The organism is Microlunatus endophyticus (assembly GCF_014646195.1).
Taxonomy (GTDB): domain Bacteria; phylum Actinomycetota; class Actinomycetes; order Propionibacteriales; family Propionibacteriaceae; genus Microlunatus; species Microlunatus endophyticus.
Map to the genome: position 1 here is coordinate 226,860 of NZ_BMMZ01000001.1, position 16,233 is coordinate 243,092.

General features: G+C 68.8%; 15 protein-coding genes. 5 read left to right on the forward strand and 10 right to left on the reverse strand.

What is annotated here, in order from left to right; all coding sequences use genetic code 11:
* Positions 1–37: 37 nt before the first annotated feature.
* From IEY07_RS01180 to IEY07_RS01205, 6 genes are all read right to left on the reverse strand, one after another.
* Positions 38–1,006, reverse strand: a complete 969-nt coding sequence (locus IEY07_RS01180) for an ABC transporter permease (RefSeq protein ID WP_188893345.1) — start codon at positions 1,004–1,006, stop codon at positions 38–40.
* A complete protein-coding gene (locus tag IEY07_RS01185) occupies positions 1,003–2,013 on the reverse strand; it encodes an ABC transporter ATP-binding protein (RefSeq protein ID WP_188893346.1) in 1,011 nt (336 codons plus the stop codon). Before IEY07_RS01185 ends, IEY07_RS01180 begins: the two co-directional genes overlap by 4 nt.
* Before the next feature lie 4 nt (positions 2,014–2,017).
* Positions 2,018–2,755, reverse strand: coding sequence for a lipoyl(octanoyl) transferase LipB (lipB, locus tag IEY07_RS01190; RefSeq protein ID WP_188893347.1), 738 nt, complete (start codon positions 2,753–2,755; stop codon positions 2,018–2,020).
* 10 nt (positions 2,756–2,765) lie between these two features.
* Complete coding sequence (locus IEY07_RS01195) at positions 2,766–3,746, reverse strand: epimerase (protein ID WP_188893348.1); 981 nt, start codon at positions 3,744–3,746, stop codon at positions 2,766–2,768.
* 21 nt (positions 3,747–3,767) lie between these two features.
* Complete coding sequence (gene sucB, locus IEY07_RS01200; protein WP_188893349.1) at positions 3,768–5,582, reverse strand: 2-oxoglutarate dehydrogenase, E2 component, dihydrolipoamide succinyltransferase; 1,815 nt, start codon at positions 5,580–5,582, stop codon at positions 3,768–3,770.
* Positions 5,583–5,667: 85 nt separating this feature from the next.
* Positions 5,668–7,041 (reverse strand): dihydrolipoyl dehydrogenase, encoded by a 1,374-nt coding sequence (locus tag IEY07_RS01205; protein WP_229669590.1) that lies wholly within the window; start codon positions 7,039–7,041, stop codon positions 5,668–5,670.
* Between the two features lie 47 nt (positions 7,042–7,088).
* Between IEY07_RS01205 and IEY07_RS01210 the strand changes: the two genes are divergently transcribed.
* The gene (locus tag IEY07_RS01210; RefSeq protein ID WP_188893351.1) at positions 7,089–7,445 is read left to right on the forward strand and encodes a hypothetical protein; all 357 of its coding nucleotides are present in this window, start codon (positions 7,089–7,091) and stop codon (positions 7,443–7,445) included.
* Between the two features lie 9 nt (positions 7,446–7,454).
* On the opposite strand, the gene IEY07_RS01215 is transcribed toward IEY07_RS01210, so the two are convergent.
* Positions 7,455–8,966 carry a leucyl aminopeptidase gene (locus tag IEY07_RS01215; protein WP_188893352.1) on the reverse strand — a complete coding sequence of 504 codons (1,512 nt, stop codon included), beginning with the start codon at positions 8,964–8,966 and terminating at the stop codon, positions 7,455–7,457.
* Between the two features lie 52 nt (positions 8,967–9,018).
* Here IEY07_RS01215 and gcvT point away from each other — a divergent pair, with 52 nt between their 5' ends.
* Positions 9,019–10,143 carry a glycine cleavage system aminomethyltransferase GcvT gene (gene gcvT, locus IEY07_RS01220; RefSeq protein WP_188893353.1) on the forward strand — a complete coding sequence of 375 codons (1,125 nt, stop codon included), beginning with the start codon at positions 9,019–9,021 and terminating at the stop codon, positions 10,141–10,143.
* Here the strand turns inward: gcvT and IEY07_RS01225 are convergent.
* Positions 10,128–10,610: an NUDIX hydrolase gene (locus tag IEY07_RS01225; protein WP_188893354.1), complete on the reverse strand. Its 483-nt coding sequence runs from the start codon at positions 10,608–10,610 to the stop codon at positions 10,128–10,130. The genes gcvT and IEY07_RS01225 overlap by 16 nt on opposite strands.
* Before the next feature lie 51 nt (positions 10,611–10,661).
* Here IEY07_RS01225 and IEY07_RS01230 point away from each other — a divergent pair, with 51 nt between their 5' ends.
* Complete coding sequence (locus IEY07_RS01230; RefSeq protein ID WP_188893355.1) at positions 10,662–12,113, forward strand: MFS transporter; 1,452 nt, start codon at positions 10,662–10,664, stop codon at positions 12,111–12,113.
* A gap of 15 nt (positions 12,114–12,128) precedes the next feature.
* Here the strand turns inward: IEY07_RS01230 and IEY07_RS01235 are convergent, their stop codons facing one another.
* Positions 12,129–12,815: a TetR/AcrR family transcriptional regulator gene (locus tag IEY07_RS01235; protein WP_188893356.1), complete on the reverse strand. Its 687-nt coding sequence runs from the start codon at positions 12,813–12,815 to the stop codon at positions 12,129–12,131.
* A 101-nt stretch (positions 12,816–12,916) separates the two neighbouring features.
* On the opposite strand from IEY07_RS01235, the gene IEY07_RS01240 reads away from it, so the two are divergent.
* Positions 12,917–13,834 (forward strand): NAD-dependent epimerase/dehydratase family protein, encoded by a 918-nt coding sequence (locus tag IEY07_RS01240; RefSeq protein WP_229669591.1) that lies wholly within the window; start codon positions 12,917–12,919, stop codon positions 13,832–13,834.
* Positions 13,835–14,243: 409 nt separating this feature from the next.
* On the opposite strand, the gene IEY07_RS01245 is transcribed toward IEY07_RS01240, so the two are convergent.
* Positions 14,244–15,053, reverse strand: a complete 810-nt coding sequence (locus tag IEY07_RS01245; RefSeq protein WP_188893357.1) for a DUF998 domain-containing protein — start codon at positions 15,051–15,053, stop codon at positions 14,244–14,246.
* Positions 15,054–15,188: 135 nt separating this feature from the next.
* Here IEY07_RS01245 and IEY07_RS01250 point away from each other — a divergent pair, with 135 nt between their 5' ends.
* Positions 15,189–16,226, forward strand: coding sequence for an LLM class flavin-dependent oxidoreductase (locus IEY07_RS01250; protein ID WP_188893358.1), 1,038 nt, complete (start codon positions 15,189–15,191; stop codon positions 16,224–16,226).
* The last annotated feature ends 7 nt before the right edge of the window (positions 16,227–16,233 follow it).

A 16,233-nucleotide genomic window follows, 5' to 3' on the forward strand; every position in this document is an offset into this window, starting at 1 on the left:
TGTGGCACGCTGCGAGCGCGAGCGACAGCGGCCGGAATCAGCCGATGTCGCGCCGCCGGAAGACCAGCAGCGATGCCGCGACGGCGATCGCCAGGACCACCAGCAGGTAGACCAGGCCGTGGCCGAAGCTGAGATGCCGGGTGACCGTGTCGTAGGTGGTGCCGTCGGCGGTGACCCGGGTGACCTGGTCCTGGTAGCTGATGCCGTGCTCGATGACGGCCTGGGCGTTCTTGTCGGGCAGCCAGGGCTTGATCTTCTGGACCGCGTCGAGGGAGGCCATCACGATGTTCAGCACGAAATCGGCGACCAGATAGCCGACCACCACGCCCAGGGCGGCGATGGTGTGCCGGGAGACCAGGGCGAGTGCGAAGCCGCCCGCGGTCGCGACCACGACGACGATCAGGCCCCGGGCACCGGCGGCGGCGAGATCACCGACGTGGTCGACCGTTCCCGAGTTGATCTTCACCAGAAGCGCGGTGGTGGTCAGCGTCAGGGCCGCGGCCGCGGCGCCGATGACCGCGGCGGCCAGGGCGACCACGGTGATCTTGGAGACGTAGACGCGGTTCCGGTCCGGGATGAAGCTGAGCCAGTTGGCGATCGCGCCGGAGCCGTACTCGGCGCCGATCATGGACGCGCCGATGACCAGGAAGATCAGCGCCGTGAAGACGGTGCTGACGGTCAGCCCGGCATCGGCGGTCGCCGCGAACGTCTCCGGCGTCCGCAGGTAGTCGTTCAGGGTCGGAGGCGGATAGTCGCAGGCATCCGCCTGCCCCGGATTGTCTTCTTCGCACTGCTTCACGTCGGCGTCGTGGTGGGCCGTGTAGTCGGCCTGCGCCTGCTGGAGCTGGTGGCGGGCCGTGGCGATCTCGGACGCGGTCGGCTGCCGGACCACGAAACCGGCGAGCACCTGGAATCCGGCCACTGCCACCAACAGACCGATCAGCCAGATGATCACGATCCGGCGGCTGCGCAGCCGGGTGAACTCGGCGGCCAGCAGATTGATCATGGTCGGTCCTCGGTGATCGCGTGCCGGGCGGCGGTCGTTGTGACCCGGTCGGTCGGTCCGGAACCAGCACCGAGATGCTCGTCGGCGGTGAGGTCCAGGAACACCGACTCCAGGTCGGCCCGGATTGGTGTCAACTCGCTGACATACAATCCCTGGCGGGCGAGCAGCTCGGTGATCCTGCTCGGATCGAGCTGCTGCGAGCGACGGCGCGGGGACACGGTGAGCATGCCGTCCGCGGCGCTGCCGACCTCGAGGCCTGCCGAGGTCAGCAGGGCCTCGGCGCGAGCAGGATCGGCGACCCCGACCCGGACGGCCTGCTGGCCTCCGGCGGCGAGGATCTCGGCGACCGGTCCCTCGGCGATCAGGCGTCCGCGGCCGATGATCGAGACCGTGTCGGCGATCTGGGCGACCTCACTGAGGATGTGGCTGGAGACCAGGACCGTCCGTCCGCGGTCGGCCAGCCCGCGCATGGTCCGGCGGATCTCGTGGATGCCGGCCGGATCGAGTCCGTTGGTCGGCTCGTCGAAGATCAACAGCTCCGGGTCCTTGAGCAGGGTGGCGGCGATCGCCAGTCGCTGTTTCATGCCCAGCGAGTAGGTCCGGAAACGATCATCGGCGCGATCGCCGAGTCCGACCTCGGTGAGCACCTGGTCGATCCGCCCGCGCGGGGCCCCGATGCCCCGGGCGAGCAACTCGAGATTGCGCCGGCCGGTGAAGGCGGGAAAGAGCCGTGGCTGTTCGACGATCGCCCCGACACGGGCGATCACCTGGTCGAGCCGGGCCGGCACCGGCTGGCCGAAGAGCCGCATCGAGCCGGAATCCGCCGCGATCAGCCCGAGAAGCATCCGGATGGTTGTGGTCTTCCCCGAACCGTTGGGACCGAGGAAGCCGTGGACGCCACCGACCGGAACGTTGAGGTCGAGACCGGCAACGGCCGGGCGGCGGCGGCGTCTGCTGCGGTAGGACTTGCGAAGGTCGCTGACCTCGATCGCCGGGGCGCTGACCACCGGGTCAGCCCAATCCTGATCCAGAGGGGCCCGATCCAGAGGGCGCCGGACCGGCGAGTGCCGGCCGTGGGATGTCGGCGCTCCTCTCGTACGGCTGCCAGCCGAGCAGTTCGGCCAGCCGTGGCTGCAGCGCCGCCGAGACCTCCGAGAGTGCCGGGCTGCGCCCGGTCTCGTGTTCGAAAGTGGCCACGCCGGCGTCGGAGATGCCGCAGGGAACAATCTTGTTGAAGCTGTCCAGGCTGTTGGTGATGTTCATCGCGATCCCGTGCATGGTGACGCCGGAGGCGACCCGGATCCCGATCGCGGCGATCTTGCGCTCCGGCCTCTGGTCGTCCAGCGGCAGCCAGACACCGGAGCGGCCGTCGACGCGGCCGGTGCCGGTCAGGCCGAGATCGGCGAAGGTCCTGATCATCGCCTCTTCCAGGCGACGGACGTAGTCGACGACCTTGACCGCGTCGGGCAGCTTGACGATTGGGTACGCGACCAATTGGCCACGACCGTGCCAGGTGATCCGGCCGCCGCGATCGACGTCGATCACCGGCGCGGAGTCGACCGGCCGGTCCTGCGGCTCGGTGCGCTTGCCCGCGGTGAAGACGTCGGCGTGTTCCAGCAGCAGGACGGTGTCCGGCCGGTCGCCGGCGACCACCTCGGCATGGATCGCGCGCTGCAGCTCCCAGGCTTGGAGATAGTCGGTCTGCCGGTTGCCGGGATCGAGATCAAGGAAATCGGGTGTGGCGCCCATGGGGGCGAGCTTAATCGCGCCGCAGTGCCAGCCGCAGGGTGCCGGCGATATCGGGTCCGTCGAAGCTGAATCCCTGCTCCAGCAGCGCGCGGGGGACGACGTATTGATCGGCCACCAGCTGCTCGGCAAGCTCGCCCAGCGCCGTACGCAGGATCAGGCTCGGCGCGGCCAGCCGAGCCTTGCGGCCGAGTGCCGTGGCCAGGGCCTCGGTGAATTCGGCGTTCGTTGCCGGCTGCGGGATGGTCAGGTTGTACGGGCCGGCCGGCACTCCGGACTCCGTCGGCCCCCGTCCGGTCAGACCATGCTCGATCAGACCATGCTCGATCAGACCATGCTCGATCAAGAACAGCACGGCCCGCAGCCAGTCGTGCAGGCTGATCAATGTCATCCGTTGCCGGCCATCGCCGAGCCGGGCACCCAGACCGGCGCCGAAGACAGGCCTGATCAGCTTCAGCGTGCTCCCGGACCGGTCCAGCACCATGCCGCTGCGCAGGAAGCACACCTTGACCCCGGAGTCGGCTGCCTGCTGGGCGGCACCCTCCCAGTCGTGGGCGAGCCGGCCGAGGAAGTCGTCGGAGGCCGGTGCGCTCTCGTCGTACGGCTCGGCCTGCAGCGGGTCGGTGCTTGCGGTCCCGTACCAGCCGGTGGCACTGGCCTGCAGCCACAGCGGTTTGGCGCCGGAGTCGGCGAACTGCTCGACCACGGTCTCGGCCAGCAGCAGCGTCGACTCGATCCGGGCTGTCCGCAGCAGCTCCCGCCGGCTCCTGGTCCAGGGTCGGGTGAACACCGGCGGGCCGGCGAGATTGATGATCACTTCGACGCCGTCGAGTGCGCGGGCATTGATCCGCCCGGAGGCGGGGTCCCAGTGGAATTCGGAGGACGAGAGGGCCCCGCCGCGGACCAACCGCCGGACCTCGTGGCCCTCCTCGGCCAGCCGCACCCGAAGGGCGGTGCCGAGGAAGCCGGAGGAGCCGGCGATCAGGATCCGCATCGTGCTCGTCCCCGGCAGCGACTAGACGCCGAACTCGGAGCCGAAGTCGCCTTCCTCGAGGCGTTCCTTCAGTGTCACCAGGAAGCGGGCCGCATCGGCGCCGTCGACCAGCCGGTGGTCATAGGACAGCGAGAGATACATCATGTCCCGGATCGCGATCGTCTCCCCGAGCACCTTGTCGGTGATCACCACGGGCCGCTTGACCAACGCGCCGGTGCCGAGGATGGCGACCTGCGGGATGTTGACGATCGGGGTGTCGATCAGGGCACCGCGGCTGCCGGTGTTGGTGACCGTGAAGGTGCCGCCAGAGATGTCGTCCGGGGACAATTTGTTGTTGCGGGTCCGATCGGCGAGGTCGGCGACCTTCTTGGCCAGTCCGGCGATGCTCAGATCACCGGCGTTCTTGATCACCGGCACGACCAGGCCCTTGTCGGTGTCGACGGCGATCGACACGTTCTCGGTGGCCGGGTAGTGGATCTCCTCGGCCTCGGTGTCGATGGTGGCGTTGAGCTTCGGGTGCACCTTCAGCGCGTCAACGGTGGCCTTGATCAGGAACGGCAGGTAGGAGAGCTTGACGCCCTCGCGGCGGGCGAAATCGTCCTTGACCTTGGCCCGCAGCCGCGACACCAGCGTCAGGTCGACCTCGACGACGGTGGTCAGCTGGGCCGAGGTCTGCAGCGATTCGACCATCCGGGAGGCGATGATCTTGCGCAGCCGGGTCATCTTCTCGGTGGTGCCGCGCAGGGCACTCGGCTCGACCGACGATGCTGTCGCCGCCGCGGGCGCGGGGGACTCAGCGGCGGGCTGGTCGGCCGGAGCGGCGGCTGCCGCCTTGGCGGCTTCGGCCGCCGCGAGCACGTCCTGCTTGCGGATCCGGCCGCCGACGCCGGTGCCCTGCAGGCTGCCCAGATCGACGTTGTGCTCGGCGGCCAGCTTGCGGACCAGCGGGGTGACATAGCCGGGTCCGTCACTATCGGAGGAGGGTGCGGGTGCGGTCGGCCGGGCGGCCTCGACCGCAGGTGCCGGGGTGGGGGCGACCAGCGGTGCCGGATTCTGTTCCGCGGCCGGAGCCGGAGTGGGCGCCGGAGTCGGCTCGGGTGCTGCCTGTGCAGGCGCCGGTGCCTCCGGAGCGGGTGCCGGAGCGGCGTTGGCATCGCCGATCACGGCCAGGACAGCCCCGACCTGTACGGTCTCGTCCTCCTTGGCGCGGATCTCGAGCAGGGTGCCGGCGGCGGGGGACGGGATCTCGGTGTCGACCTTGTCGGTGGAGATCTCCAGCAGCGGCTCGTCGGTGGCGACGGTGTCGCCGACCTGCTTGAGCCACCGGCTGACCGTGCCCTCGGTGACGCTCTCACCGAGCTCGGGCAGGGTGACCTCAGTGCCGGCGCTGTCGGACGAGCCGGCGGTGGACTCCGCCGACGGAGCCGGAGTCTCGGCCTGCGGAGTCTCTGCGACCGGCGCCTGTTCCTGGGTCGGCTCCGGCTCGGGTGCTTCCTGCGGGGCCGGTGCCTGCTCGGCTTCCTGGGCGGGTGCTTCCTGGGTCGGGGCTTCCTGGGTCGGGGCCGGCTCGGACGGCGCGCCGCCACCCTGGGCCTCGGACTCCTCACCGATCACCGCGAGGATCGCGCCGACTTCGACAGTGTCGTCCTCATTGGCGCGGATCTCGAGCAGGGTGCCGGCGGCGGGGGACGGGATCTCGGTGTCGACCTTGTCGGTGGAGATCTCCAGCAGCGGCTCGTCGGTGGCGACGGTGTCGCCGACCTGCTTGAGCCACCGGCTGACCGTGCCCTCGGTGACGCTTTCGCCCAGTTCCGGAAGGGTGACCTCGACTGCCATGTTCTGCTTCGACTCCTCTATCGGCCCGGCCACGGCTTCTGTGGCCCGGCATATCCGCACCGTCGTCCGTCAGCCTATCTTCAAGCTAACCATGCACATGTAAGGGCTTCCCGGCCAGAGCCAGGTGCGCCTCTCCGAGTGCTTCACTCTGCGTCGGATGGGCGTGGATCAGCCCGGCCACCTCCTGCGGGTAGGCCTCCCAGTTGGTGATCAACTGTGCCTCGCCGACCAGCTCGCCGACCCGGGCACCGATCAGGTGGATACCCAGCACCGGGCCGTTTGCACGGCGGACCACCTTGACGAAGCCCTGGGTGCCGAGGATCTGCGAGCGACCGTTGCCGGCCAGTTCGTAGGTGAAGGTCTCGATGTCTCCGTACCGTTCCCTGGCTGCCGCCTCGCCGAGTCCGACCGCGGCGATCTCCGGGTCGCTGTAGGTGACGCGAGGGATCGACTGGTCGAGGACCGGGGTGGGGGAAGGTGTGCCGTCCCTCAGGCTCGCGATCTCCTCGGCCACGAAGATGCCGTGCGCGAAGCCGCGGTGGGCCAGCTGGAGCCCAGGGACCAGATCGCCGACCGCGTACACGCCCTCGATCTCGGTCTGCAGTCGCTCGTCGACGCGTACGGTCCGGTCGGGTGCTCGACCGACGGCGACCAGCAGGATGTCGGCGCTGACCTCCGTACCACCCGAGACGCTGACGGTGACCGACTCGTCGACCCGTACGGACTCCATCGGCTTGCCGATCAGGGTTTTGATCCCGCGTCGGCGGAATGCTCGCTGCAGCGCCTGGGAGATCTCCGGCTCCTCGTTGGGCACCAGTCGGGGCAGTGCCTCGACGACGGTTACCTCGACTCCGAAGGACCGCCAGGCCGATGCGAACTCCACACCGATCACGCCGCCGCCGAGGACGATCGCCGAGGTCGGCAGCTCGGTCAGCCGGAGGGCGTGATCGCTGGTCAGCACCCGGGTGCCGTCGATCTCCAGCCCCGGCAGGGACCGCGGCGAGGAACCCGTCGCGAGCACCACGTACGGCGCCTGCAGGATCTGCTCGCCGACCCGGACCCTGCGCATCGGCGGGCGGGTCGGCTGTCCTTCGACCGCGTCGGGTCCGGTCTCGAGTGCGCCGCGGCCGCGGACGACCTCGATCGAGCGGGACTTGATCAGTCCGGTCAATCCCTTGTGCAGTCGGCCGACGACGGAGTCGGCGTAGTTGCGAACCTCCCCGAGGTCGACCCTTTCGAGCGTGGCGTGCACGCCGAAGCGGGTGCTGTCCCGGGCCGCGTCGGCGATCTCGGCGGCGTGCAGGACGGCCTTGGTCGGGATGCAGCCGCGGTGCAGGCACGTGCCGCCGACCAGGTCCTCCTCGACCAGCACCGGCCGGAGCCCGAGTTCGGCGGCTCGCAACGCACAGGCGTAGCCCCCGCTGCCGGCTCCGACGATGATCAGGTCGTGTTGGCTCATGGCGGCCATCAAACCAGGCATTTCACCGGGTCAGGAATACTTGTCGTATGGGATGGTTCCGCAACCGCACGGCGCGGCGTGGTCGTACGCCCCGTGCCGGGCGGCCGTATCCCATCGACGAGCAGGCGGTCGCCCATCTGACCGAGTTCGTCCAGACCCACCGCGGCGTCGAGGCCTACATCGAGCAGCCGACGATGTTCATCCAGCCGACCCTGCTGCTGGTCGCCTACGACGGGCAGTGGACCCGGCGCCGGGTGCCGTCGCCGGACTGGGCGCGGTCCTTCGCCAAGCACATGGAGATCCCCGGCTACGACGCCGCGGTCGTCGGCTATCCGCAGCGGATGCGCGACTACAACCACCGGCAGAAGCTGCTCGCCCAGCGAAAGCTCGCCGACGAGAGCTGACCTCGCGCTTCAGCCGGCAAGGGATTCGGCCACGGCGACCAGGGTGCGGACCGCAGCGCCGGTACCGCCTGAGGGCACGTAGCCGTACGCGCTGCCGCTGTTGAACGCCGGGCCGGCGATGTCCAGATGCGCCCACGGCGTATCGCCGACGAATTCCCGCAGGAATGCCGCTGCCGTGATCGCGCCGCCGGCACCGCCACCGGCGCGCCCGGACCTGATGTCGGCGACCTCGGAGTCCAGATGACCGCGCGCCTCGTCGACGATCGGCAGCTGCCAGAATCGCTCGCCTGCCGTCGCCGCGGCGGTGATTACCTGCTCGGCGACCTCGTCCGAGCTGGCGAACACCGCAGCCGTCCGCTCTCCCAGCGCTGTCACCGCCGCACCGGTCAGGGTGGCGACGTCGATGATCAGATCCGGCTTGTCCTCGGCACTCGACCTCGCCAATGCGTCGGCCATCACGATCCGGCCCTCGGCATCGCTGTTGACATTCTCCACGGTCTTGCCGCCGTAGATCGTCAGGACGTCCGACGGGCGCCAGGCCGACCCGCTCGGCATGTTCTCGGCCAGCGAGCCGTAGGCGGTGACTTTGATCTTGAGTCCGAGATCGGCGATCGCCCGGATCGCGGCGAACACCGCACCGGCGCCGGACATGTCGCATTTCATCGTGTACATGCCCGCGGGAGACTTGATGTCCAGCCCACCGGAGTCGAAGGTGATGCCCTTGCCCACCAACCCCAGATGGGTGTTGGCGCCGCGAGGCGAGTAGCTGAGCCGGACCAGGCGCGGCGGTTTCGCCGATCCGCCGCCGACCGCGAGGAGGCCGCCGTAGCCGCCGCGGGTGAGTGCCCGCTCGTCTAGGATCTCGACGTTGATCTTGCTCTTGGCGGCGGCCGCGTAGTCGCGGACGTCGTCGGCGAAGCTCTCCGGGTAGAGCAGGTTGGCCGGCTGGTTGATCCATTCCCGGTCGGCGATCACGGCGGCGGCGACGATCTCGGCCGCCTCGACCGCGGCAACCTGCTGTTTGCCGGTCGATCGGGAGATCACGGTGATCGTGGCGATCTTCGGCGTCGGCACCGCAGCCGAGGTCAGGGCACCGAAGGTGTACGACCCGAGCAGGGCGCCCTCCATCGTCGCTCGGAGCGCCCCCGGCTCGCTGCTGCCGAAACTGACCGCGACCGATGCTTCGGAGAGCTCCAGGCCACTTGCGGCCCGCACACCGGCACCGGCCGCGGCCCGCAGCTCCTCCTCGCTGAGATCGTCGCTGGCCTTGTCCCCGAGTCCGACCAGCACCAGGCTGGTGCCACCGACGCGCGGCAGCACCGTGGTCGCCAGCGGCTTGGCGGAAGCGCCCATCGATTCGGCCAACTCGCCGACCGCGGTCCCGAGCTTCTTGCGGTAGCTGGTCCCGACCTGGTCGGGGACGCCGACGACACCGTGGGCGTTCAGGCCGGCGATGACAACGGCCGTGGAACGAGAGACGGATCGGGCGAGGGCTGCCGACGGCAGCAGCGGGGCTGGCACGACGTCAGGTTAACCGAAGCCGCACGGCCGCCGTGAGATAGGTTCGCCTTCCATGAGCGCCGAGAAGAACCCCGAGCTGAACGCTGGTTTGAAGCTGTCACCCTTGAATGATCGTCATCGGGCGCTGGGTGCCAAGTTTGCGGAGTTCGGGGGCTGGTCGATGCCGCTGGAGTACACCGGCGCCGGTGTCATCGCCGAGCACACGGCAGTCCGCAACGGGGTCGGGATCTTCGATGTCAGCCATCTCGGCAAGGCCACCGTCGCCGGCCCGGGCGCAGCCGGCTTCGTGAATCGCTGCCTGACCAACGACCTGGCCAAGATCAACCCCGGCAAGGCGCAGTACACGTTGATCTGCACCGAGTCCGGCGGTGTCGTGGACGACCTGATCGCCTATCTGAAGAGCGACGACGAGGTCTTCCTGATCCCCAACGCCGCCAACACCGCGACCGTCGTCGGCCTGCTCGCCGCCGCGGCGCCCGAAGGAATCACGGTCACCAACGAGCACGACGATTTCGTCGTGCTGGCGGTCCAGGGTCCCAGGTCCGACGACGTGCTACGGGCCGCCGGGCTGCCGGTCGGGCACGAGTACATGTCCTTCGAGCTCGCCGAGCTCGACGGCGTCCCGCTCACCGTCTGCCGGACCGGCTATACCGGCGAGCGGGGCTACGAGCTCGTCGCGCCCAGTGCCTCCGCCGGCCTGGTCTGGGACAAGATCATCGGCGCCGGCCAGGCGTACGCGATCCAGCCCGCCGGACTCGGCGCCCGGGACACCCTGCGGACCGAGATGGCCTATCCGTTGCACGGCCAGGACATCAGCACCGAGATCAGTCCGGTGCAGGCCCGGCTCGGCTGGGCGGTCGGCTGGGACAAGGAGACCTTCTTCGGCGCCGGGGCGCTGAAGGCAGAACGAGCGGCCGGCCCGAGCCGTACGCTGCGAGGGCTGAAGGCCGTCGGGCGCGGTATCCCGCGGCCGCACATGCAGGTGGTCGACAACGCCGGGACGGTGCTCGGCGAGGTCACGTCCGGCACCTTCTCGCCCACCCTGAAGACCGGCATCGCGCTGGCGCTGGTCGACCCGAAACTCAAGCTCAACAGCACCGTGCTGATCGACATCCGCGGCCGCGCCAGCGAATTCGTGATCACCAAACCTCCGTTCGTCCATCAGGCGACGAAGTAGGGCACGCCCTCCAGTGGCAGCGCCCGGGTGATCATCTCCCGGCCACCTTCTGCGAGGTCGTCCGGCAGGTGATCGAGCGGGTACCAGCCGACGTCGATCGATTCGTCGTCGGCGACGTGTGCCTGGCCGGACAGATAGTGCCCGCGGAAGGTGCAGTTGAGGAATTGGACCTGATCCCCGTTCGCGTACGCCGTGGCGGGCTGGGTGACCAGGCTGACCAGGCGGTCGATCGCGATCTCGACGCCGGTCTCCTCCAGCACCTCGCGGACCAGGGCCTGGGCAGGCTGTTCGTCGGGCTCCATGATGCCGGCGGGGAGATGCCAGCGGCCGTTGTCGGCCCGCCGGCCGAGCAGCACCGATGTGGGGTCCTGCCGGTCGTCGAAGACGACCGACTGCACTCCCGGCAGCAGCAGCGGTGCGGTCCCGATCTTCTCGCGGAGGTCGAGGATGTATTGCGGCGTCGGCACCCTTCGAGCCTAACCGCGTGAGCGCGGCGTCCGGTCGGGTACCTGCCGGACATGGCCGAAGCGTCAACCACGATCCGTACGAACATCCCTGCCCGCCTGGACCGCCTGGCCTGGTCGAAGTTCCACCGCCGGGTCTTGATCGGCCTGGGAACGGTCTGGATCCTGGACGGTCTCGAGGTCACGATGGTCGGCTCGGTCGCCTCCCGGTTGACCGAATCCGGCAGCGGCCTCGGCCTGCAGGCCGGCCAGATCGGGATCGCCGCCGCCGTCTACATCGTCGGCGCCTGTGTCGGCGCGCTCGTCTTCGGACAGCTGACCGACCGGTTCGGCCGCAAGAAACTCTTCCTGATCACGCTCGGCCTCTACATCGTCGCCACGGTTGCGACCGCCTTCTCCTTCGCCCCCTGGTACTTCTACCTGGCCCGATTCTTCACGGGTGCAGGGATCGGCGGCGAGTATTCGGCGATCAACTCCGCGATCGACGAGCTGATCCCGGCGCGGTTGCGCGGCCGGATCGACTTGATCATCAACGGCACCTACTGGCTCGGTGCAGCAGTCGGCTCGGCGCTGGTCGTCTTCCTGCTCTCGTCGGTGTTCCCGTCCGACATCGGCTGGCGGTTCGCCTTCGGGATCGGCGCCGTCCTGGGTCTGGTGATCTTGGTCGTCCGCCGCCACGTCCCGGAGAGCCCGCGCTGGCTCTTCATCCACGGCCGCGACGAGGAGGCCGAGCGGATCGTCGCCGGGATCGAACGGGAGGTGGCCGAGGAGACCGGACAGGAGCTCGACGATCCGGAGGAGACCATCGAGATCCGGCAGCGGCAGCGGATCCCGTTCCGCGAGATCGCCCGGACCGCCTTCAAGCGCTATCCCCGGCGCGCGGTGCTGGGGTTGGCCCTCTTCGTCGGGCAGGCCTTCATCTACAACGGCATCACCTTCAACCTCGGCACGCTGCTGAGCGGCTTCTTCGGCACTGCCTCGGGCACGGTGCCGATCTTCCTGGTGATCTATGCGGTCGGGAATCTGCTCGGTCCACTGCTGCTGGGCCGGTTGTTCGACACCGTCGGCCGCAAGCCGATGATCACGATCGCCTACCTCGGCTCCGCGGTACTGACGCTGCCGCTGACCTGGATCTTCTACCGGCAGTGGGGCGGCGAGGCGGCCTTCATCGTCGCGGTGTCGTTGACCTTCTTCCTGGCCTCGTCCGGGGCCAGCGCTGCCTACCTGACCGTCAGCGAGATCTTCCCGATGGAGACCCGGGCGTTGGCGATCGCCTTCTTCTACGCCGTCGGCACCGGGCTCGGTGGCATCGTCGGTCCGCTGATGTTCGGTTCGCTGATCGGGAGCGGGCATCGTGGCCCGGTGGCGATCGGCTTCCTGGTCGCGGCCGGGGTGATGGCGCTCGGTGGTGTCGCGGAGTTGATCTTCGGAGTCAAGGCCGAGAACGAATCGCTGGAGGACATCGCCGAGCCGTTGAGTGCCACCGATGGCGCGTCGGACAGCTGACGGGTATCGATCCGCTCAGACGATCGCGAGCCGGTTGATCACCGCCTCCGCATAGGCGTCGGTGTCGTCGACGGCGCCGACCAGGTGCCCGAAGAGCTCCAGTGAGATGCTGCCGAGCAAACCGCCCCAGGCCATCATGCCCCGGACCAGTAGGTCGTCGCTGATCCCTTCGCCGAATTCGCGCATTCCGGTTATCGACGTGTGAAGGGCCCGGGGGACCGGCAGCGGTTCGGGTGCCGCGTCGTGGTCCTGGATGTCCCGCAGCAGCTCTGTCAGCACCCGGAGGACCTGGATGGCCGGTTCGACGGTCGTCCGCGGTGCTGCATAGCCGGGGACCGGCGAACCGTAGATCAACGCGTACTCGTGCGGATGATCGAGGGCCCAGCGTCGGACTGCGCGGGCGAACGCCTGCCAGCGCCCACGAAAGTCGGTACGCCGTCGTACGGACTGGTCGGCGTCCCCGGCGGTGTGGCGGAGCTCGGTGTAGCCGACGATGATCAGATTCGTCAGCAGTTCGTCACGGCTCGCGACATAGCGGTAGACCGCCGACGAGGCCATACCGAGCTCGCGGGCGACCGCCCGCACCGACAGCGCGGCCGGCCCGACCTCGGCGAGTTGTGTGCGGGCTGCATCGGTGATCGCGCTGGTGAGCTCCTGCCGGGCCAGTGCCCGGGCGGTGCGGGGTGCAGATGTCGGACTCATGCTATCAATTGTGAGCAGTGCTCTTGATTTCCGCAACCATGCGTGCGATGCTCTCGTTTGAGAGCAGTGCTCTCGTATTACCGAACTGAAGGAGAACGATCATGAGCAAGCACGTCGTCGTCGGGGCCGGCCCGGTCGGCACCGAGGCCGCCCGGTTGCTGGTGGCAGCAGGGCACCAGGTGATCACCGTCACCCGCAGTGGCAGCGGGCCACGGCTCGACGGTGTCGAGCGGATCGCCGCCGACGCGTCGGACCCGGACCGGCTCACCGAGATCGCCACCGGGGCCGCGGCGCTCTACAACTGCGCCAATCCCAGTCACTACGGCAGCTGGGAGAAGGTCTGGCCCCAGCTGTGGTCCAGCCTGCTCCGCACGGCGGAGGCCACGGGAGCGGCGCTGGTCAGTGCGTCGAGCCTGTACGCGTACGGCCCGGTCAACCAGGTGATGACCGAGGACCTTCCGGATGTCGCGACCGAGAAGAACGGCCGGATCCGCGCCGGCATGTGGGCCGAGGCCAAGCGGCTCCATGATCAGGGCCGGATCAGGGCCGTCGAGGTGCGAGCCTCCGACTACGCCGGGGCAGGCGTCGGGGCCAACGGGCACCTGACCCGCAATGTGCCGGCTGCCCTGCAGGGTAAGGCCGTGTGGTTCCTCGGCGATCCTGACCAGCCCCATTCCTGGACCGACGTGCTGGATGTCGGCCGGGCGCTGGTCGCGGTCGCTGACCGGCCGGAGGCGTACGGGAAGGTCTGGCTGGCACCGACGAATCCGCCGCGGTCGGCACGGGAGGCGATGACCGACGTGCTCGCCGCTGCCCGCAGGCCGATGGTCGCGATGCACCGGCTTCCCGGACTGGTGGTGCGGGCCGGCGGGCTGGTCAACGCCGATCTGCGTCAGTTCGGCGTGATGAGCTACATCATGAGGCGCCCGTACGTGATCGACTCGAGTGCGATCGAGAAGGAATTCGGACTGGCACCGACGCCGTGGTCCGGGGTGTGCCGGCGCACGGCTGACCTCTGAGTGCGGTATTCCTATCGGGTGAACAACGCTCCCGGTGCGGCGGCTTTGATGACCCTACGGATGATCGTCGGCGCATTCATGGCGGCCCCGATCTTCATCGCGTTCGCCATGTTCTTCGTGTTCATCACGCCGGACAGTACCGTCCGGTTCGGACCGCCACTCCTGGTTCCCGTGGTGCTGGGCGTGGTGGCGTTCTTGCTGCAGAACCTGGCCGGATTCCGGGCCGCGGCCATTCCCGTCGGTACACCGCGCCGCAGCTATGTGGCCGACTTCCAGTCCAAGCTGTTCCTACGGCTGGCACTGGCCGAAGCGGTGATGATCGTCTGCATGGCACTGGCCTTCGTCTTCCTCGATACCGGCTTCGGGGTGTTCGTGCTCGGTGCGCTGATCACAGAGATCCTGCTGGTCGTCAACGGCTGGCCGTCGGAACGGGTGATCGAGAAGTATCGACGGGCCCTGGAGCGGGACGGCGGTCAGTCCTGGCTCCGCGAGGATCTCGGGCTGTCGACCTCAGGGCTGCCGGGGTCGTTCTGACCGCCTCCCGGTCGATCACGGCGGCCAGCAGGAAGAGGTAGCCGATCATGATCACGAATCCGGCTCGTTCCAGGAATCCGAAGGCCGCGATGCCTGAACCGGCGAAGGCCAGTGGCAGATGGATGGACAGGAAGATGCCGACCAGCGCCGCCAGACCGTAGGCCGACTGCCGGAGCCGGCGTGGCAGCCGGGTCCGCGGCTCGGTGATCGATCTCGACACCATCAGGCCGACGACCGGCAGGACGGCGAATGCGGTCCCGGCACAGATCCGGTGGATCGTGGAGCCGATCGTTGTCGCCGTGTCGGGCCGGCCCGTCCGGCACAGACCGACCATGATCAGCGCAAGGCTGAAGATCGCCATCGCGATGGCCGGCCAGGGGCCTCGTGCCAGACCGCCCCGATACATCCGGATCGTGATCAACGCCCCGAGCAGCGCCAGCAGCGATCCACCCGCCATGATCATCGCAGCGCCGCCGGGCACGAAGGCGTACCAGCTGATCGGGTCGGTCAGCGGGTTCACCACCCGGGCGCCGATCACATGCGCGATGATCATCGGGATCAGTGCGGCGGAGGACAACAGGCCGACCAGCCGGATGCAGCGACCGGGACGGACGGGGATCGGGAGCGGCAGCTCGACGGCTGGTTCGGCAGCCGTCGTACGGTGATCAACAAGGAGTGCGAACACGACAATCAGCGTGCCGGTGCGGGCCGGTCCGGCGACATGAAGCTGTCGCGCCGATTGCTGCTGGGGACAGCCCCAGCAACGGGCTGGGACCAGCCCGAGGGAATAGGCCGGGTGCCGGCTCGGTTGCCACGGGTTGTGAGATTGTCCGTACTCGACCTGATCCCGGTGCGCACCGGGCAAACCACGAGCCAGGCACTGCAGGCATCGGTCGCGCTTGCGCGCACCGCCGAAGCAGCCGGCTACCACCGCTACTGGGTGGCCGAGCACCACAACATGCCGGCCGTCGCGTCGACGAATCCGCCGGTGTTGATCGCTCTGCTGGCCTCGGCGACCGAGCGGATCCGGGTCGGGTCCGGCGGTGTGATGCTGCCCAACCATGCACCTTTGGTCGTCGCGGAGCAGTTCAGCCTGCTGGAGTCGGCCTTCCCGAGCCGAATCGACCTGGGGATCGGGCGAGCTCCCGGCTCGGACCCGGTGACCAACTGGGCACTGCGTCACGGTGGTGGCGGCACGGAAGGGATCGTCGAGGAGTTCCCGACCCATGTCGCCAACCTGATCATGATGATGAGCCCGGAGGGTGTCGGCCTGGCGCTGCAGGATCGGACCTACGACCTGCACGCGACGCCGAAGGCGACCAGTATCCCCACCCTCTGGCTGCTGGGATCCTCCGACTACTCCGCCCGGCTGGCCGCCGAGCAAGGACTGCCGTACGTCTTCGCCCACCACTTCGCCGGCGAAGGCACCGCGCAGATGCTGCAGCTCTACCGCGACAACTTCAAGCCGTCCGAGCTGCTGGATGCGCCCCGGACCTTCCTGACCGCCAACGCGTCGGTGGCCGAGACCACCGAGGAGGCCGAGCGGCTGGCGCTTCCGCAACTGGTGCAGATGGCCGGGCTGCGGACCGGACGCCCGCTCAGCCCGCAGCTGACGGTCGAGGCCGCGGAGACCGACGACTACCTGCGCACGCAGGCTCTGCTGATCGAGCAGATGCGAGGCAAGTGGGTGATCGGCGATCCGGGGATCGCGGCCAAGAAGTTGATCGCGCTGGCCGAAGAGTTCGGTGTCGACGAGGTGATGGTGAATCCGGTGGCCGGAGCATACGAAGACACTCCGGCCGATGCCGCCCCAGCCCGCGAACAGACGCTGCGGCTGCTGGCCGAAGCCGTCGACTGACGCCCAT

What these genes read in the sequence shown, in the direction of transcription:
- IEY07_RS01205 (WP_229669590.1), bottom strand. Translation starts at nt 7,041, where the DNA reads ATGAGCCAACACGACCTGATCATCGTCGGAGCCGGCAGCGGGGGCTAC.
- sucB (WP_188893349.1), bottom strand. Translation starts at nt 5,582, where the DNA reads ATGGCAGTCGAGGTCACCCTTCCGGAACTGGGCGAAAGCGTCACCGAG.
- IEY07_RS01235 (WP_188893356.1), bottom strand. Translation starts at nt 12,815, where the DNA reads ATGAGTCCGACATCTGCACCCCGCACCGCCCGGGCACTGGCCCGGCAG.
- IEY07_RS01195 (WP_188893348.1), bottom strand. Translation starts at nt 3,746, where the DNA reads ATGCGGATCCTGATCGCCGGCTCCTCCGGCTTCCTCGGCACCGCCCTT.
- IEY07_RS01180 (WP_188893345.1), bottom strand. Translation starts at nt 1,006, where the DNA reads ATGATCAATCTGCTGGCCGCCGAGTTCACCCGGCTGCGCAGCCGCCGG.
- IEY07_RS01230 (WP_188893355.1), top strand. Translation starts at nt 10,662, where the DNA reads ATGGCCGAAGCGTCAACCACGATCCGTACGAACATCCCTGCCCGCCTG.
- lipB (WP_188893347.1), bottom strand. Translation starts at nt 2,755, where the DNA reads ATGGGCGCCACACCCGATTTCCTTGATCTCGATCCCGGCAACCGGCAG.
- IEY07_RS01240 (WP_229669591.1), top strand. Translation starts at nt 12,917, where the DNA reads ATGAGCAAGCACGTCGTCGTCGGGGCCGGCCCGGTCGGCACCGAGGCC.
- gcvT (WP_188893353.1), top strand. Translation starts at nt 9,019, where the DNA reads ATGAGCGCCGAGAAGAACCCCGAGCTGAACGCTGGTTTGAAGCTGTCA.
- IEY07_RS01210 (WP_188893351.1), top strand. Translation starts at nt 7,089, where the DNA reads ATGGGATGGTTCCGCAACCGCACGGCGCGGCGTGGTCGTACGCCCCGT.